The sequence below is a fragment of the Limnothrix sp. HT2024 genome (assembly GCF_059138625.1).
This window is the reverse complement of the sequence record NZ_CM181121.1, coordinates 493,308-509,314: the sequence shown is the minus strand read 5'-3', so window position 1 is coordinate 509,314 and position 16,007 is coordinate 493,308. Positions and strand designations below refer to the sequence as shown.

At 57.2% G+C, this 16,007-nt stretch carries 13 protein-coding genes and 1 pseudogene; 7 read left to right on the top strand and 7 right to left on the bottom strand.

Annotated features, from left to right (window positions below; all coding sequences use genetic code 11):
* Nucleotides 1-196: 196 nt before the first annotated feature.
* Together dnaK and AC2IAX_RS02130 are read right to left on the bottom strand one after the other, a co-directional pair.
* Nucleotides 197-2,095, bottom strand: a complete 1,899-nt coding sequence (gene dnaK, locus AC2IAX_RS02135) for a molecular chaperone DnaK (RefSeq protein WP_494389122.1) — start codon at nucleotides 2,093-2,095, stop codon at nucleotides 197-199.
* A gap of 344 nt (nucleotides 2,096-2,439) precedes the next feature.
* The gene (locus AC2IAX_RS02130) at nucleotides 2,440-3,234 is read right to left on the bottom strand and encodes an SDR family NAD(P)-dependent oxidoreductase (RefSeq protein WP_494389121.1); all 795 of its coding nucleotides are present in this window, start codon (nucleotides 3,232-3,234) and stop codon (nucleotides 2,440-2,442) included.
* A gap of 321 nt (nucleotides 3,235-3,555) precedes the next feature.
* Here AC2IAX_RS02130 and AC2IAX_RS02125 point away from each other — a divergent pair, with 321 nt between their 5' ends.
* The 3 genes and pseudogenes from AC2IAX_RS02125 to trmD all read left to right on the top strand — a co-directional run.
* Nucleotides 3,556-4,530 (top strand): alpha/beta hydrolase, encoded by a 975-nt coding sequence (locus AC2IAX_RS02125; protein ID WP_494389120.1) that lies wholly within the window; start codon nucleotides 3,556-3,558, stop codon nucleotides 4,528-4,530.
* A gap of 257 nt (nucleotides 4,531-4,787) precedes the next feature.
* Complete coding sequence (locus AC2IAX_RS02120) at nucleotides 4,788-5,435, top strand: alpha/beta hydrolase (protein ID WP_494389119.1); 648 nt, start codon at nucleotides 4,788-4,790, stop codon at nucleotides 5,433-5,435.
* A gap of 270 nt (nucleotides 5,436-5,705) precedes the next feature.
* Nucleotides 5,706-6,368, top strand: a pseudogene (gene trmD, locus AC2IAX_RS02115) (tRNA (guanosine(37)-N1)-methyltransferase TrmD); the annotation flags it as partial.
* 509 nt (nucleotides 6,369-6,877) lie between these two features.
* Here trmD and AC2IAX_RS02110 read toward each other — a convergent pair.
* A complete protein-coding gene (locus tag AC2IAX_RS02110; protein ID WP_494390257.1) occupies nucleotides 6,878-7,156 on the bottom strand; it encodes an ArsR/SmtB family transcription factor in 279 nt (92 codons plus the stop codon).
* Nucleotides 7,157-7,798: 642 nt separating this feature from the next.
* Between AC2IAX_RS02110 and AC2IAX_RS02105 the strand changes: the two genes are divergently transcribed.
* Together AC2IAX_RS02105 and AC2IAX_RS02100 are read left to right on the top strand one after the other, a co-directional pair.
* Complete coding sequence (locus AC2IAX_RS02105; RefSeq protein ID WP_494389118.1) at nucleotides 7,799-8,782, top strand: NmrA family NAD(P)-binding protein; 984 nt, start codon at nucleotides 7,799-7,801, stop codon at nucleotides 8,780-8,782.
* 133 nt (nucleotides 8,783-8,915) lie between these two features.
* Nucleotides 8,916-9,848 (top strand): NAD(+) kinase, encoded by a 933-nt coding sequence (locus tag AC2IAX_RS02100; RefSeq protein ID WP_494389117.1) that lies wholly within the window; start codon nucleotides 8,916-8,918, stop codon nucleotides 9,846-9,848.
* A gap of 75 nt (nucleotides 9,849-9,923) precedes the next feature.
* Here the strand turns inward: AC2IAX_RS02100 and AC2IAX_RS02095 are convergent, their stop codons facing one another.
* Together AC2IAX_RS02095 and AC2IAX_RS02090 are read right to left on the bottom strand one after the other, a co-directional pair.
* Complete coding sequence (locus AC2IAX_RS02095) at nucleotides 9,924-11,249, bottom strand: glycosyltransferase family protein (RefSeq protein WP_494389116.1); 1,326 nt, start codon at nucleotides 11,247-11,249, stop codon at nucleotides 9,924-9,926.
* A gap of 153 nt (nucleotides 11,250-11,402) precedes the next feature.
* Nucleotides 11,403-12,272, bottom strand: coding sequence for an SH3 domain-containing protein (locus AC2IAX_RS02090; RefSeq protein ID WP_494389115.1), 870 nt, complete (start codon nucleotides 12,270-12,272; stop codon nucleotides 11,403-11,405).
* Between the two features lie 25 nt (nucleotides 12,273-12,297).
* Between AC2IAX_RS02090 and AC2IAX_RS02085 the strand changes: the two genes are divergently transcribed.
* On the top strand, nucleotides 12,298-12,495 hold the full coding sequence (locus AC2IAX_RS02085) for a hypothetical protein (protein ID WP_494389114.1): 198 nt from the start codon (nucleotides 12,298-12,300) through the stop codon (nucleotides 12,493-12,495).
* A 12-nt stretch (nucleotides 12,496-12,507) separates the two neighbouring features.
* On the opposite strand, the gene AC2IAX_RS02080 is transcribed toward AC2IAX_RS02085, so the two are convergent.
* Nucleotides 12,508-13,821, bottom strand: coding sequence for a glutamate-5-semialdehyde dehydrogenase (locus AC2IAX_RS02080; RefSeq protein WP_494389113.1), 1,314 nt, complete (start codon nucleotides 13,819-13,821; stop codon nucleotides 12,508-12,510).
* Nucleotides 13,822-14,281: 460 nt separating this feature from the next.
* On the opposite strand from AC2IAX_RS02080, the gene AC2IAX_RS02075 reads away from it, so the two are divergent.
* On the top strand, nucleotides 14,282-14,557 hold the full coding sequence (locus AC2IAX_RS02075; RefSeq protein ID WP_099531963.1) for an HU family DNA-binding protein: 276 nt from the start codon (nucleotides 14,282-14,284) through the stop codon (nucleotides 14,555-14,557).
* Nucleotides 14,558-14,698: 141 nt separating this feature from the next.
* On the opposite strand, the gene dacB is transcribed toward AC2IAX_RS02075, so the two are convergent.
* Nucleotides 14,699-15,928 (bottom strand): D-alanyl-D-alanine carboxypeptidase/D-alanyl-D-alanine endopeptidase, encoded by a 1,230-nt coding sequence (gene dacB / locus AC2IAX_RS02070; RefSeq protein ID WP_494389112.1) that lies wholly within the window; start codon nucleotides 15,926-15,928, stop codon nucleotides 14,699-14,701.
* Nucleotides 15,929-16,007 lie beyond the last annotated feature (79 nt).

Sequence of the window (16,007 nt, the reverse complement as noted above, 5' to 3'; positions counted from 1 at the left end):
AGGTATCGATACCCTATGCACCAATCCCTATGCATCAATCCAATGGATTCGTACCCAACCAATGCACTCATCCTAAATGACAAGCGATCGGGCAGGTTATCCCTACCCGATCGCTCCTGGAATGACTCTGAAACAACCCTAAAACGAAGTGAATTTCAGCGGCTGAGCTTCACCTGAGTTTTAGCGCCAGTTTTAGCTACTTCGTTTCCGAGAATTCCGCATCGATCACATCATCACCATCGCTACTGGTCGAACCATCCCCAGCGGGTGCATCCGGAGCGGCCGCATCCGGGGCCCCTTGTTGATACACCGACGACCCGATCGTATAGAGCGCCTGTTGCAGGGCCTCCACCTGGGTCTTGATGGCCGGGTAATCTTCCTTCTGCAACGCATCCTTCAGGCTGGCGATTGCGGCCTCGGCCGTGGCCTTTTGGTCGTCGGAGATCTTGTCTTCCAGTTCCTTCAGTTGCTTCTCAGCCTGGTAAACCAGCGAGTCGCCTTGGTTCTTCAGGTCGATTTGTTCGCGGCGTTCCTTGTCGGCGGTGGCGTTGCGTTCCGCATCCTGCACCATCCGCTCCACATCGTCCTTCGGCAAGGTCGATGCACCGGTAATGCTGATCGACTGTTCCTTGCCCGTGCCCTTGTCCTTGGCGGTCACGTTCAGGATGCCGTTCGCGTCGATGTCGAAGGTGACTTCGATTTGCGGCACGCCCCGGGGTGCAGCCGGAATCCCATCCAAGCGGAAGGTTCCCAAGCTCTTGTTATCGTTGGCGAACTCGCGCTCCCCTTGCAGAATGTGAATTTCCACATTGGTTTGGCCGTCGGCCGCCGTCGAGAACACCTCGGACTTCTTGGTGGGGATGGTGGTATTGCGAGGGATGATCTTGGTCATCACGCCGCCCAGGGTTTCCACACCCAGCGACAGCGGAGTCACATCCAACAGCAGGATGTCCTTCACTTCCCCAGCCAGCACGCCGCCTTGAATTGCAGCGCCCACGGCCACCACTTCATCGGGGTTGACGCTTTGGTTGGGTTCCTTGTCCAGAACGCGGCGCACCAGGTCTTTGATGGCCGGGATCCGGGTTGAGCCGCCCACCAACACCACTTCGTCAATGTCAGTCTTGGTCAGCTTGGCATCGCGCAGGGAGTTCTCAACGGGGATCCGGCAGCGATCGATCAGATCAGCGCACAGCTCTTCAAACTTGGCGCGTGTCAGGGTCAAGTCCAAATGCTTGGGCCCGTCCTGGGTCGCCGTAATGAAGGGCAGGTTAATTTCGGCTTGGGTAACGCTCGACAGCTCAATCTTGGCCTTTTCGGCGGCTTCCGTCAGCCGTTGCAGGGCTTGCTTGTCCTTGCGCAGGTCAATGCCTTCGCTGGCTTGGAACGTGTCGGCCAGGAAATCCACAATCTGCTTGTCGAAGTCATCGCCGCCCAGGTGGGTATCCCCCGAGGTGGCCAGCACTTCAAACACGCCGTCGCCCACTTCCAGCACCGATACGTCAAACGTACCGCCGCCCAAGTCGAAGACCAAAATCGTTTCGTTTTCTTTTTTATCAAGACCGTAAGCCAGCGATGCGGCGGTCGGTTCGTTGATAATCCGCAGCACTTCTACGCCTGCGATTTTGCCTGCGTCTTTGGTGGCTTGGCGTTGGGAGTCGTTAAAGTATGCGGGAACCGTAATGACCGCTTGGGTAACGGGTTCACCGATATATTTGCTGGCATCTTCGATCAGCTTCCGCAGCACTTGGGCGGAAATTTGTTCCGGAGCGTATTTTTCACCCTTAGCTGTGCAGTCAATGCGAACGTTACCACTGACGTTAGCGACCGTGTAGGCTACCTCGGTGGCTTCGTGGGTGATTTCTTCAAAGCGACGACCAATGAAGCGCTTGACCGAGTAAAAGGTGTTCTCGGGGTTCATCACCGCTTGGCGCTTGGCAATTTGACCAACGAGTTTGTCGCCGTTTTTTGCGTAGGCCACGACTGAAGGGGTTGTTCTGAAACCTTCGGCGTTGGCGATGACGGTGGGTTTGCCGCCTTCCATTACGGCAACGCAAGAGTTGGTGGTTCCGAGGTCAATTCCGACGACTTTGGCCATAGGGGTATTGCTGCTTCTGAGGCGATTGGGAAAATTTGGCTGTATTTCTTGCTTTCTATAGTGGTTCGTGGGGGCGAGATGATGAAGGGGTATTTACCGAACCGGCTTGATGGCGGTTTTAGGCGTTGGGGGCATGGTTGAGGCAAGTTTTGGCCCTGGCGATCGCCCTTTGGGAAACCACCGGGGATACCTACGAGAGCTGGCGATGTGGTTGTGATTCACAGCAAATTTGGGGTGAATTGGGATCAATTGGGGGGTCAATGGGATCAATCTGAATCACTCGTAAATTGATCAAATTAATCACCCCAAGCGCGATCGACTGCCTGGGGTGATCATTAGGAATGCTATGCCTCGGATCCTGTGGAAGCGGATCGAAACAGCTTCCCAATTCCTTGGATTAAGCTGCTGCGGGGCATGAATCGGCCGGCGTTCACCAAAATTTGATTGGCCAAGCCGCCCGTAACGCAATTGGGCTTCCCTTGGGCGATCGCCTGGAGTGCCTCTTGAACAACGGCTTCGGGAGTGGCGATATCGTTGGGCATCTTCAGGCTGCTGGGGAATTCGGCCACGGCGGCAAAGTTAGTTGCGGTGGGGCCCGGACAAAGGGCCATTACCTGCACGCCGCGACCTTGGCACTCGACCCACAGGCCCTCGCTGAAGCTGAGAACAAAGGCCTTAGTGGCGGCATAGAGCGAGAGGTAGGGAATGGGCTGAAAGGCGGCAGTGGAGGCAACGTTGATGATTTGTCCTTGGCCCCGATCGAGCATGGGTTGCAAGAAGTGGTGTGTTAGCTCCATGAGGGCCACCACGTTCAGGTTTAACATCGCCCGTTGCTTGGCCAAGTCGCGAGTGGCGAATTCCCCAAAATCTCCGAAACCGGCATTGTTAATTAACCAATCGATCGGCTGACCGAGGGCTTGTACTTGGGCGGTCAACTGGTCGGCTGCGCCCGGCTCACTGAGGTCGATCGACAGGGCGATCGCCTGGATGCCAAATTGGGTGCTTAAGGCTTGGGCTAACTGTTGAAGGGTTTCGGTCGATCGAGCCGTCAAAATCACATTCACACCACGGGCCGCGAGGGCTTGGGCAAAGGCTGTGCCAATGCCGCTAGAAGCGCCGGTAATTAGGGCTGTTGCCATGGGAAAGCCTCTCTTTGGGCGATCATGAAGGTTCAATCGTGAAAGAAATCTTAGGATCGATACTGTGCCAATTGCGTCAATGGCACTGCTGGACAGGTTCCCCGGTAAATGCCGGTTTGGAAACCGTGCCATTCTGGACAACAGACCCCTATGAAGCAGCCGATAGTAATCGGGCATGGGTGGTGGGGCTAATCAGTGGTCAGCTGTGGCCTGAATGAATACCTGAACGAGTGCCTGAACATTAGTACCTAACCCTATTTTGGGTTGAATTTTGGGTTGAAGCAGGTATCAACCCGATTGAGAAAGGAGAAGGAGTGGATCATGGCTCGATCGATCAAACAACCTCAAGCAATTCAGCAAGCTCCCCTGTTGGGTCAACGTGCCATTCGCTGGATTGGCCGAGTTGGCAGCGTAGCCCTGGGAAGTGGCTTGGCGATCGCCTTGGCCGCCGGTCAGGCCCTGGCGCTGGATAAGTTAGTGTTGCGGTTACCGGGCCTGGGTGATGTGGATATCACCATGGCAGAGCTAAAAACGTTTGCGGAAACGGGGCAAGCCAGCGGCGACTTTGGGCAACTGCTGAGCGATCCCAACGTGGCCAAGCAGGTGAGCCGAGCCGATTTGCAACGGATTTTGAAAAGCCCCTTCCAGGTGGGCAGCGCGGCGGCTCGCACGGCTCCGTCTGTGTTGAAAAGCTGTCCCGGTGAGTTGGTGATCGGCTCCATTAGCCAGGTGCTTTATGCCGACAATGCCCAGGGCAATGCTCAGCCCCTGACCGCCGCGATCGAGAAGGTGCTGTCCCGCGCTTCGGCGGCACCCGTCACGGCCTTGGATGTGTTGATGCAGCTTGAACCGAAAACCATGACGGTGGATGCGGGGGAAGCACTCAAAATCTATACCCGCGTTAAAACCAAGGTGCAGCCGATTATCAGCAAGGTGGGCGGCCTGACCGTGCGGGAATTGACCAGCATGGATTCGGCCAAGCTGAACCAACTGCTCTCAGAAGCTGGGGTGACCAGCAGCGACATCAGCAAGATTCAAGGGGCAATTCAGGCTTTTGGCACGATCGACCCGGGTTCCGACCTGGATAAACTGTTGCGCCAAGTGAATCTTGGTTCCCTGCTGCAAAAGGCGGCGGCTGGCGACTTTTCGGCGTTGCTGTCGGAATTGGGATCGATCAACGTGAGCCAAATCGATCTGAAACCTTATGAAGGACGCGTTAGTGGGTTCATGGCAGCCATGATGGAAGTCCTCGGGTTGCCGGTGAATCGGGGTGCAGCCTGTCGGGCGGTGATGTAAGACCCCTGCGGTTCTTGACGATTTCCCCTGACCCGGGCCGCCACACCAAGGCAGCAACCAGTCTGATTGAAGCTGATCGCAAACTGACTTGCAAACGAACACCATTGCAAGCTTGATTGCCATCAACCATCAATACAGACTGGTTGCGACTCCCTGAAGTCTCTGATGCTGAAGCGTTGGTCAAAACGGTGCAAAAGCATTGTTAATCGGCCACGAGTCCCCATCCCACGAGTCCCCATCCAAGGACGGTACTGCTGATGGTTATGTCTGTAGGTTCTCTCTTGTCGGATTCCGGGCCGGGGTGTGCGATCGCCCCTGCTAGCCCGCTGGGTGCTGCCCCGGCAAAATCCCTTGCTTGCCTGTTGCGTCGCGGGCGTTTGGCCCTGCTGGGGGCTGGAGCGGCGTTGTTGTCGCTGGCTCCCATGGCCCAGGCGGCGGATCAGGTTCAAATTCGCTATGGCCCGATCGGGGTCAGTGCCACCCTAAAGGATCTGCAAGCCTTTGCGGCTGATAAACCGGTTTCCGATAGCTTTAATAGTTTGCTGGGGCAAATCGAGTCCTATGGCAAGGTGCCGCGCGATCGCCTGCGGGGCTATCTGAATACCTCGATCGACCTGAAAGTTTTGGGCATTGATCCCGCCGACGCGGTGAAATTGTCCTATGGTTTCGTCGGTGAGCGGTTGCTGAAGCGAGTGAGCGAAGTCATTTATCCCCCCTATGATCGGGGTAACTTCTACGCCCTGCGGGGGGCCCTGGTCACGGCGATCATGGACGATGGCAAAATCTCGGTTTTGGAAGTGCTAGAGGATTACGGCCCCAGCGTCGTGCGCCTGGATGCGGCCGGAGCCATGGGCATGGCCAACGAAATTCGCGACGCGATCGGGCAATTCTTACCCGGCAAGTAAGATCCAGTGAGCAAGATCCAGTGAGCGGGCGGACGGTGGCCGAAGTCTCGGTCAGGATTCTTTAAGAATCCGCATCTTCCGCAATTTCCAAATCGTCGCCCCTTGCCAAACTGGGCTGCTCAACAGCTAGTCTAAACAACGCAATCAACGCAATCATTGGGATGCTCAGGGCACTGGTTTTGGATGGCAACATGGCCCCAACACCAGTCCCGACAGCAAAAACCCCCAGCGATTGCGTTGTTTTAGCGCGTTTTTTTAGATTGCTCAACCATGCGCTTTGACCTTGTCACCCTGTTTCCAGACTTTTTTGAATCCCCCCTGCGATCGGGCTTGGTGGGCAAAGCGCTGCAAAAAAAAATTGCCGAAGTCTTTGTCACCAATCCCCGGGATTTCGCCACGGACAAACATCGCAAGGTGGACGATGAACCCTACGGTGGCGGCGTGGGCATGGTGATGAAGCCGGAGCCGATCGCGGCGGCCCTCGACTCTTTGCCGCAACTGCCCCGTCGGGAAGTGATTTACTTCACGCCCCAAGGGCAACCCATGACCCAATCTCTGTTTAAGGCCCTATCTGCCAATTGCGATCAACTGGTGTTGCTCTGTGGGCACTACGAAGGGGTGGATGAGCGGGTGATGAGCCTGGTTGATCGGGAAGTGTCCTTGGGGGATTTTGTGCTGACCTGCGGCGAAATTCCGGCCCTCACCCTCCTCAATGGGGTGTTGCGTCTTCAGCCGGGCACGGTGGGTAAGGAAGAATCCCTGAAGGCCGAAAGCTTTGAGGAACCGCTGCTGGATTATCCGCACTATACCCGGCCGCCGGAGTTTCGGGGGCTAACCGTACCAGCGGTTTTGATGTCTGGAAATCACGGGGCGATCGAGCAATGGCGACGCGAAGAACAAATTCTGCGCACCCGCGAGCGTCGTCCAGATTTGGATCGCCCCCCCGCCCCCTTGCCCCCCCATCCCCCTTGCATGGGGCCCGATCAATGGACTCAGGTGAAGTGGGTGATTCAGCGCCTAGAGGCTGATCAAATTCGCTATCAAGTGACGGGCGGCCTCGCGGGAAATCTCTATGGCTCCGCTTGGCCCCTGCATGATTTGGATGTTGATGTGGCCATGGCCGACTTCGATCGTGCCTATGCCTGTTTTCAGGATTGGGCGATCGCCCCGCCCGATCGATACATTGATTCGGAATTTGACCTTTTGCTACTGCGCCTCAATGTGAATGGGCTGTTGGTTGATCTTTGTGCCGATGAAGCCGCCTACGCCATTCGAGGGCAAAAACGGTTGTCCCTGAATACCGATCTCAAAACCGCCCACCGCACCCGCTACTTTGGTCAACCCCTATGGGTGCAGTCACTTCATCATCTGATTGCCTATAAGGAGCGGCTGGGGCGATCGGCCGATCTGGCTGAGCTGCGGCAACTGCTGCGTTAGGGACATTAATCATCCGGCTCTTGCAAATGCTCCAAGACCTGTTGATAGAGCACCAGGATGTGGCTGTCCTTGAGTCGGTAATAAACATGGCGGCCCTGTTTGCGGTAAGCCACCAAGCGCTGGCTACGCAAAGCCCGCAACTGATGAGACACGGCCGATTCACTCATGCCAACGGCTTCGGCCAAATCGCAAACACAGAGTTCTTGATGAACCAGGGCCGACAAAATCCGCAGGCGGTTTGGATCACCCAACAGGGCAAACACTTCCGCCATCCGCTGGGCCATGTTGGTTGAAAGCACCCGATCGCTCAAGGCATTCTCCACCAAGGGAGCAGATGCTGTTGTTTCGTCGGGCGATCGCTTGTCGATCACCAAACGGTTTGAGGGACTTATAGTGGATAGCTCTATGCAGGAATGATCGGCAGCCATACCCAGAATCCTTGTCAGTACTACGTTGCATTAACTGCTCGATGCCAAGCTAAGACCCCGTGCGGGAGTCATGGTGCTCTCAATTCTCTAGTACTACTCACTGGCAATCAAAACCAATCAAAACCAGGGGACTGCGTTTCGTTTTCTCGGAAACCGAGAACAAAAAATGATTGGCTTTTGTGAGGTGATATGAGAAGACTATCACTGAGCGAGGCTTCGAGAAGCGATCCCTATGGTTTCAAGATCCTTCCCACACCATATCGTGCTGCTTCCGGAGATGGATAAGCCCAGAAAGCCGGGATCGCACCAGCCCAGCTCAACTCCGTGGAAAATGAGAAGAGACTGGCCCCGAAGCACAAAGCGCTGGAGTCCTAGGGATTTAGGAATTAGAGTCAGTTGACGATGGTTGATTGCAAATCTTGCGATCCCACCTTGTGGTGCTGTTAGCGCTTTCTGATAACATCTTATAAAAAGTTAACGATTAGTAACGAGTCCCTCATGAGCATTCTTGTCGTTGGCGGAACCGGCACCCTCGGCAGGCAAATCGTGCGTCGCGCCCTGGATGAGGGACATACGGTGCGGTGCCTGGTTCGCAGTTACAGCCGGGCCTCATTCCTGCGGGAGTGGGGAGCAGAGCTGGTGGGCGGCGACATTTGCGATGCGGAGACGATCGCCCCGTCCTTTGCGGGTGGTGAAATTACCGCTGTGATTGACGCGGCTACGGCCCGGGCAACGGATTCCCTGGGGGTGCGCGATGTGGATTGGCGCGGCAAGGTCAATCTGATTCAAGCGGCTAAGGAATCGGGAGTCGATCGCTACATTTTTCTCTCCATTTTGAATGCGAATCAGTTCCCCAAAGTGCCGTTGATGGAAGTCAAGCGCTGCACGGAGGAATACCTGAAGCAGTTGGAGATGAATTACACAATCCTGCGGCCCTGTGGCTTTTTGCAAGGATTAATTAGCCAGTACGCCATCCCGATTTTGGAAAATCAATCGGTGTGGGTGCCCGATCAGGGATCGCCCGTGGCCTACATGGACACCCAAGATATTGCGAAGTTTGCGGTGCGGGCCCTGACGGTCACGGAAACGGAGCGTCAGGCCTTCCCGGTGGTGGGGCCCAAGGCCTGGACTCCGGCGGAAATTATTGCCCTCTGCGAAAAACTGTCCGATCGCCAGGCAAAAGTCACCAGTCCTCCCACGGGTCTGCTGAACTTGGTGCGCAGTGCGGCCCGCTGGTTTAAGTGGAGCTTGAATGTGGCCGATCGCCTGGCTTTTGCGGATGTGTTTTCTTCGGGTCAACCGCTGACGGCGGAGATGGCGGAAACCTATCGCGCGTTTGGCATTGATCCGGCGGAGATCAGCACCCTGGAAGCCTACCTGGAAGAATATTTTGGGCGAATTCTGAAAAAACTGAAGCAAATTGACTACGAACAGTCGATCGCAGCGAAGGAAAGTAAGCGTAAAAAAACCTTGCGGTTTTAAGGCGATCACAGTGGCATCCGGCTGGGGCACGATAGGATGAGTTTCGCCTGATTCGGTCACCAGGACGGAATCCTAGCCTGACTGACTCATCCACCGATTTGCTCCGCCCATCTCACTCCTTCGGTCGTTGCCCGTGTCTGACAGCGCCTGCCCAAACGTTGGAATTATCTATAACGATGCCAAACCCGTCGCGGAAAAGACGGCGGCGGATTTGGTCGAACAACTGTCGGCCCAGGGCTGTCGGGTCATTTCCACCACGGGATCCGGTGGAATTTTGGGTTGCTCGCGGCTGAACCATCCCGTTTGTTCTTCGCCGCTTGAGCAGTTGGTGCCACCGGGGTTTGATCAATCGCTGGATTTCGCGATCGTGTTGGGTGGTGATGGGACGGTACTTTCTGCCTTTCGACAGCTAGCCCCGATCGGGGTGCCCTTGCTGACCGTCAACACCGGGCACATGGGGTTTCTGACGGAAATTTACCTGAGCCAACTTCCGGCTGCGATCGAACAGCTACGGGCGGGTAATTTTTCCGTGGAAAGTCGCTCCATGTTGGAGGTGCGGGTTTTTCGGGATGATGATCCCCTCTGGGAGGTGTTGTGCCTGAATGAGATGGTGCTGCACCGGGAACCCATGACCAGCATGTGCCATTTTGAGGTGGCGATCGGGCATCACTCTCCTGTGGATATTGCGGCGGATGGCATTATTTTGTCCACGCCCACCGGCTCCACGGCCTATGCCCTGTCGTCGGGAGGGCCGGTGATTGCGCCGGAAGTGCCGGTGTTGCAACTTGCGCCCATTTGTCCCCACTCCTTAGCCTCTCGGGCGTTGGTGTTTTCCGAAACAGAGCCGGTCACAATTTTTTCGGCAACCCAAAACCCGATCGTGATGGTGGTGGATGGGAATGCGGGATGTTATGTGCAGCCGGACGATCGGGTGCGGGTAAATCGATCGGCCTATTCAGCCAAGTTCATTCGGTTACAACCGCCGGAATTTTTCCGAATTTTGCGTGAAAAGCTGGGCTGGGGGCTGCCCCACATTGCTAAACCCACATCGGTAGAACTGCCCTAGGGGGCGCTTCAGGATGGATCAATCACCGATCGAAGCACCGGGTAAATTTTCGCCTAATCAAAACCCAACTACCCTCTAGCCTTTGGGTTGCTGTAGCCATTCCGTGACCAACGTGGCGAGTTTTTCGGCGGCTCCCGGTTCTCCCCGCACGGCCCGCAACCGATCGCCCATGGCCTGGAGCTGAGCGGGGTTGGCCAACAGGGCGATCGCTTGGTCAGCTACTAAAGTTGGCGTGAGCGGCCCCACCAGTTCCGGCACGATCGCTTCCCCGGCCCACAGGTTTGGCCAAGCCAACATCCCCAGCCGACGCAAGGCCAAGCCATTAATTAACTTGGCAAAGAGGCCGCCCAAACCCGGCAGGTTTGCCAACAGCCCCGGAATGCCATTCCAGGCCCGCATGGCATCTAACTGCTGAGTAGGCAACAACACCAGCATGGGGCGAGCCAATGCGCCTAATTCGGCTGTATTTGCGCCGACGGTGGTGAGGCAGAGGTCACAGGTGCTGAGTAAGTCCCAGGCGGGCGATCGCTCCCAAAGCCAAATTTTTGTGCCCGCCGGGGTTTCCAGGTAAGGCAAGTTCTGGAGCGATCGGGGATCGGCCGGGGCGACCGATTCAGGCATTACCAGACGGGCTGTTGTGCCTGAAACCCAATCAATCACAGGATTGTGGGCGCGATCGGCATAGCGGGCTAAGGTGGACAGGTCGATCGTGGGAGCCACGGGAATCACAAATTCCGTTTGGGGCCGATCGGCTCGAATTTGATCGGCCGTGCCCAGCAATAACGGCACGCCTTGGGTGAGTTTGGCACTTTTGGAGCCGGGCAGCAGGGCTAGCCGTTCCCGATCGCCCTGCGGTGAATGGGTTAAACGGCCAGCCTCCAGCATCAGATCGCCCACCACGGCGACTTTGTGGGTGGCCCAGGAGGGAACTTGGGTGGCCAACCGGGGCAACCGCACCCCCACCCGATCGACCCAACGAAGCCAGCGTAAATCCCATTCCGCATAGATCACACTGCCATAGCCCAGGCGGCGGGCGATCGCCACGGCAAAGAACTGATCGCCGCCCAAAAACAGCACCACGCCTCGATCTCGCCAGTCCCACCCTTCTGCCGTCCGTCCCCAAAGCAAAAAGGGCCAAAAGGCCGCAGCCCCTTGCACCCGATCGACTTCTGGAAATGATTGCACCACGGCCGCTTCCTGACCCGTTGCATTGGGACAGGGGGCCAAAACCACGGAAATTCGCAGGCGCGATCGATCCGCTCCCCACTGCTGCCGCAAGGCCTGCACCACCGGGCGCACCCAGGTAGTGACCTCTCCGGGGCCGTTAGACAAAATCAAGAGATCCAGCGGCTCGGCAACAGTTGACATCATCTCAGGGGCGATCGGGCGGGAAGTCGGCATGATTGGTGCAGCCCAATGGGGTGCAGATCCAGCAGGGTGATGAACAGGATGGGCCAATGGGCTAGTGAATGGGTTGCATCAGCTAGCCGATTGTCTCAGACGGTCGATCTTCCTTGCTACCCAACTTCTCCGCCCCGATCGCCAGAGTGGGGCTTAAAGGCAATTCAGCACATTCAGTTGATCCGTGGGCCGGTTGAGCGATCGCACGGGAATCCATCCCTGAACCGGCTGGTTAATTTGCATCCACACAGCCCCTCCGGCCGTCGTGGACTCCCGATTTAACAACTGCACTTCACTCCCGACTGCCACACCACCTCGCCGGGGGCTGGTCAGATCGGGGTTAGCATGAACCGATAGGCCTTCGCCATAGACCACTCGACGGCACAATTCCGGCTTGATTGGATTTTGGGGATTTTGGGCCGTGGTGCAAGGGCGCAAGAAGGCCGCCGCTGCCCAACCTTCGACCGTGCGCGAGCCGCTGCCCGTGATCACTGTTGCCCGCACAGGAACCCAGCCATTGCGGGCACTGCCCGTGACTTCCAGGGTGCGACCCTTGGCGATCGTGCCCAAAATGGGTGCGTCGTCATCGGCCCGGCTGCGAATATTCAAGGGGCGATCGTTCGTGGCCACCACTCGGCAGGTGCGGGGCGGCGTGGCCACTGTGCAGGGCCGCAGAAAACTGCTGGCCACCCAACCTTCCACCGTGCGTGAGCCGTTGGCGGTGGGTACGGTAGCGCGAACTTGTACCCAACCATTTTGAGGGCCGCCAATCACGTCCAGGGTGCGACCCTTGGCGATCGTGCCCACAATGGAGGCGTTACTGTCGGCGCGGCTGCGAATATTCAAGGGCGAGCCGTTGGTGGTGACCACACGGCAGTTGGCTTCAGCGGCCGCAGCCGGTTGGGCCGTTGCCCCCATTACCAACCCACCGGCCACCAGGGCCACCGTCAACAGCATTGCTTGGCCATAACGCCGAGCCAGGTGGACTGAGCGAGTCCGAAGACCGAAAAGGGACTGATCCATAGGGAAAGTCTGCAATACAGCAAGCATGGTGATTCATCCTGAAGCTGGATCCCTGCGCTGGTTATGGAGCGAAGGAGGCAGGTTTGCAGGATTTGCTCCCATTCTGGTCGAGCGATCGGGCGATCGCCCAGGATTTGGATCGATCGGTCAATTGACCATTTCAAGACCTCTCGATCGCCCCTCGATCGAGCAAGATTTTTCCCCCGTGCGACGATGCTGCTGAGAAACCCGCAGGCTACAAGTCCCGGTGGGTAAAGGGTTTGGCATCGGCTCCGGCATAGGTGGCCGCCACATGCCCTTTGCCCGTTAGGCGATACTTATAGGTCACTAAGCCTTCTAGCCCAACGGGGCCGCGCGGTGGAAGGCGATTGGTGCTAATCCCCACCTCTGCTCCGAATCCATAGCGGAAGCCGTCGGCAAAGCGGGTGGAGCAGTTGCGATAGACCCCGGCCGCGTCCACTTCGGCCAGGAAGCGATCGGCGGCGGCATCGTCTTCCGTCACAATGGCTTCCGTGTGACCCGATCCATAGGTGGTGATGTGGTCGATCGCCTCGTCCAAGTCCGCCACGATTTTGATCGACAAAATCAAATCGCTATATTCCGTTGCCCAATCGGTTTCCGTGGCCGGGGCGATCGCGCAAATGCCTTGCAATAATTCACAGGTGGCCGCATCCCCGCGTAATTCCACCCCCTTGGCCACCAAGGCCCGGGCCAACTCCGGCAATCCTTGCGGGGCGATCGCCCGGTGAATCAACAGGGTCTCGATCGCATTGCAAGCGGACGGATATTGGGTTTTAGCATCCACCGCGATCGGCACTGCTTGGGTTAAGTCCGCGGCCTCATCTACATAGAGATGGCAAATGCCGTCCGCATGGCCCAGCACCGGAATTCGCGTGTTGTTTTGCACAAACTGCACAAAGGCATTGGATCCTCGGGGAATAATCAAATCCACGTAGCGATCGAGTCGTAGCAGTTCCAAGGTTTCCTCCCGCGTGGTCAGCAGTCGCACGGCCGCCGGATCCACCGCTGAGTTTGCCAAGCCCCCGTGAATCGCCTCAATCAGCGCTTGGCAGGAGCGCACCGCCTCCTTGCCCCCTTTCAGGATCACCCCATTCCCGGAGGCGATCGCCAGGGCCGCAATTTGCACCACCGCATCGGGGCGAGCTTCAAAAATCACCCCCAATACCCCCAGCGGACAGGTCACCCGCTCCAAAACCAGCCCTTGATCCAGCTCCCGGTGAATTTGCCGATCGCCCAAGGGGTCCGGCAACTGGGCCAAGTCGCGCACTCCGGCGATCGCCCCCGCCAGCTTCACCGCATCCAGCTTGAGCCGGCCATAAAGTGCCGAAGAAATTCCCTCCGCTTGGGCCGCTGTGCAATCTGCTTCATTGGCCGCCACAATCGCCGCCGCCCGATCGCTCAAAGATTGGGCCACCGCTTCCAAGGCCGCCCGTCGATCGGCCGTCGGCAGCAGCGCCAAAGCTCGGGCCGCCTGGCGGGTTTGGCGCGCAAGATCAACCAACGTGGGCGCAGATGAAGCAACAGTCATGATCGCAACAGCACAGGGGGCAAAAGGGGTAAAAGACAGTATAGGCAAGGACGGCCCATCCCATGGGCCATGACTCCGTTTGGGATCGGGCGGGGTTGGTTAACGGGGTTTGAAGGTTGACGGGGTGGCGATGCATCCCGATCGGGAGGGTTTATGAAGAGGGTTTATAAAATTTTGTAACAACACCCAAACCGGGTCTCAGGGGGGCAAAAGGTATCTAGGCGGGCGATCGCAACGATTTTTGATCCTTAATGTCCAATCGTTACTCAGTCCCAAAGAACCGAGAAAGGCTTGTGAAATAAAGGCTTTCGCCATTGTCAACCGCGATTTAACGGACTGCCATTGGGTCACGCGCTGTCTTGGAACTGGCTCAAACCCGCGAAGTTGCTACAAAACTTTCACTTCACATCGAAAATTGTCGGGCTAGAATCGCTGGAAATACCGAACTTGAGGCGTTTCCATGAACAAGGGCGAACTGATTGACCAAATTGCAGCAAAGGTCAATACCACCAAAAAGGAAGCAGATGCCATCTTGACCGCTGCCATTGAAGTGATCATGGATGCCGTGGCAGAGGGCGAAAAGGTGACCCTGGTGGGGTTTGGTACGTTTGAGCGCCGCGAGCGCCAGGCCCGCGAGGGGCGCAACCCGAAGACCGGCACGAAACTGAAAATCCCCGCTACCAAGGTTCCGGCCTTTTCAGCGGGCAAACAGTTCAAGGAGTCGGTTGCTCCTTAATTGTCGGCGCAAATTCTAGGCGCAAATTCCAACTCCCAGGCTCAACCCCCTAACCATTGTTCGATGGTTAAATTGTGCAATTTCTGTTGGCAAAGGAAAGCCCCGAGCTGGTTTCGCCAGGCCCAGGGCTGTTTTTTTTACCTAGGGGGTGAGTTCCGATGAACTGGGGGCATTGGGCCGGGGCACACCCGGTCGCCACCAAGGCAGCAGGGGCCGCAATGTGCCGTCGGGTTCGGTGGGCTGATCCAGCATGGGGTTGGCTTCGGTGTCCCACCCATCACAGGGCCGCATCTGAGCGAGGGTCAACACCACTCGATCGACCGCTGAAACCAAGGTGTCGCCATCTTGACCCGGTTGATTGACCAACACGCTAAAAACCAGGGTGTTGTAAAGCGGGTGTTCCATGTAGCCCGATAGGGCCCGGACTCCCCGGAGCGTACCGGTTTTGGCGGAAACACGACCTTGAACCGGTGTGTTGCGGAAACGACGGCGCAGCGTACCGGTTTGGCCCGCGATCGGGAGGGAGCTGCGGAAAATATCGTTTCCCTTGGCTGCGGTCATGGATTCCAATAAATGGACAAAGGCACGGGGCTGCACGGCATTGCTGCGAGACAGACCAGACCCGTCACTCATGCGATATTCACCACGATTAACGCCCAAGGGAGCCAGGGCCCGCTGCACGGCCCCGGAGCCGCCAATCGATCGAAACAGGGAATCGGCGTAGCCATTGTCGCTGTTGACGTTAATGGTGCGCACCAAGGTGCCCAAGTTGGAGTTCTTGAGCGGGGTTTGACCGTCATAGAGTTGCAGGGCCGCCGCCGTCACAAACAATTTCATGTTGGAGGCGGGAATCAACGCTTGGATGCTGTTGCGATCGAACAGGACGTTATTCCCGGCCAGGGTTTCTACCCGAATCCCCCAGCGGGCCGATCGAAAAGCAGGGGCATCAATAATTCGGCTTAAGGCTCCGGCCAGTTGGTTGCTGCAAACCCGAGGCGTTTGGGCCAGCAGGGACTTGCCTTCTACGGTTTCGATCGGCTCCTGCTTGGCGGTTTCCGGTTCGATCGAGTCCGGCTCAATCAATTCGGTTTCGCTAACCGGCTTGCGAGTGATGGTGGTTCCGGGAACCAGCTCCGTTGCAGAAGTCGGATTCAGCGCCTTAGACAGCGGTTTTGGAGCGCGCGCGGGATCCGTCGTGGGGTTGGGCGCGGAGGCCGCTGACGGCGAGATCGCCTCGGTTTGTGAAACGCTAGTCGGTTCAACGGCTGGGGTTGCTTGGGAGGTGGCCAGGGCTGGTTCAGTCAGCAAACCACCACCCAATGCCAAACCCAAACCAGCCAAACCAGCGATCCATCGGGGTTGCTCAGACATCTGTTGGATTTTCCTTAAAGGCACGACCGTTCTGCACATCCCTGCGAGTCAGTCCAATCCTCAGGATTAGGACGGGACA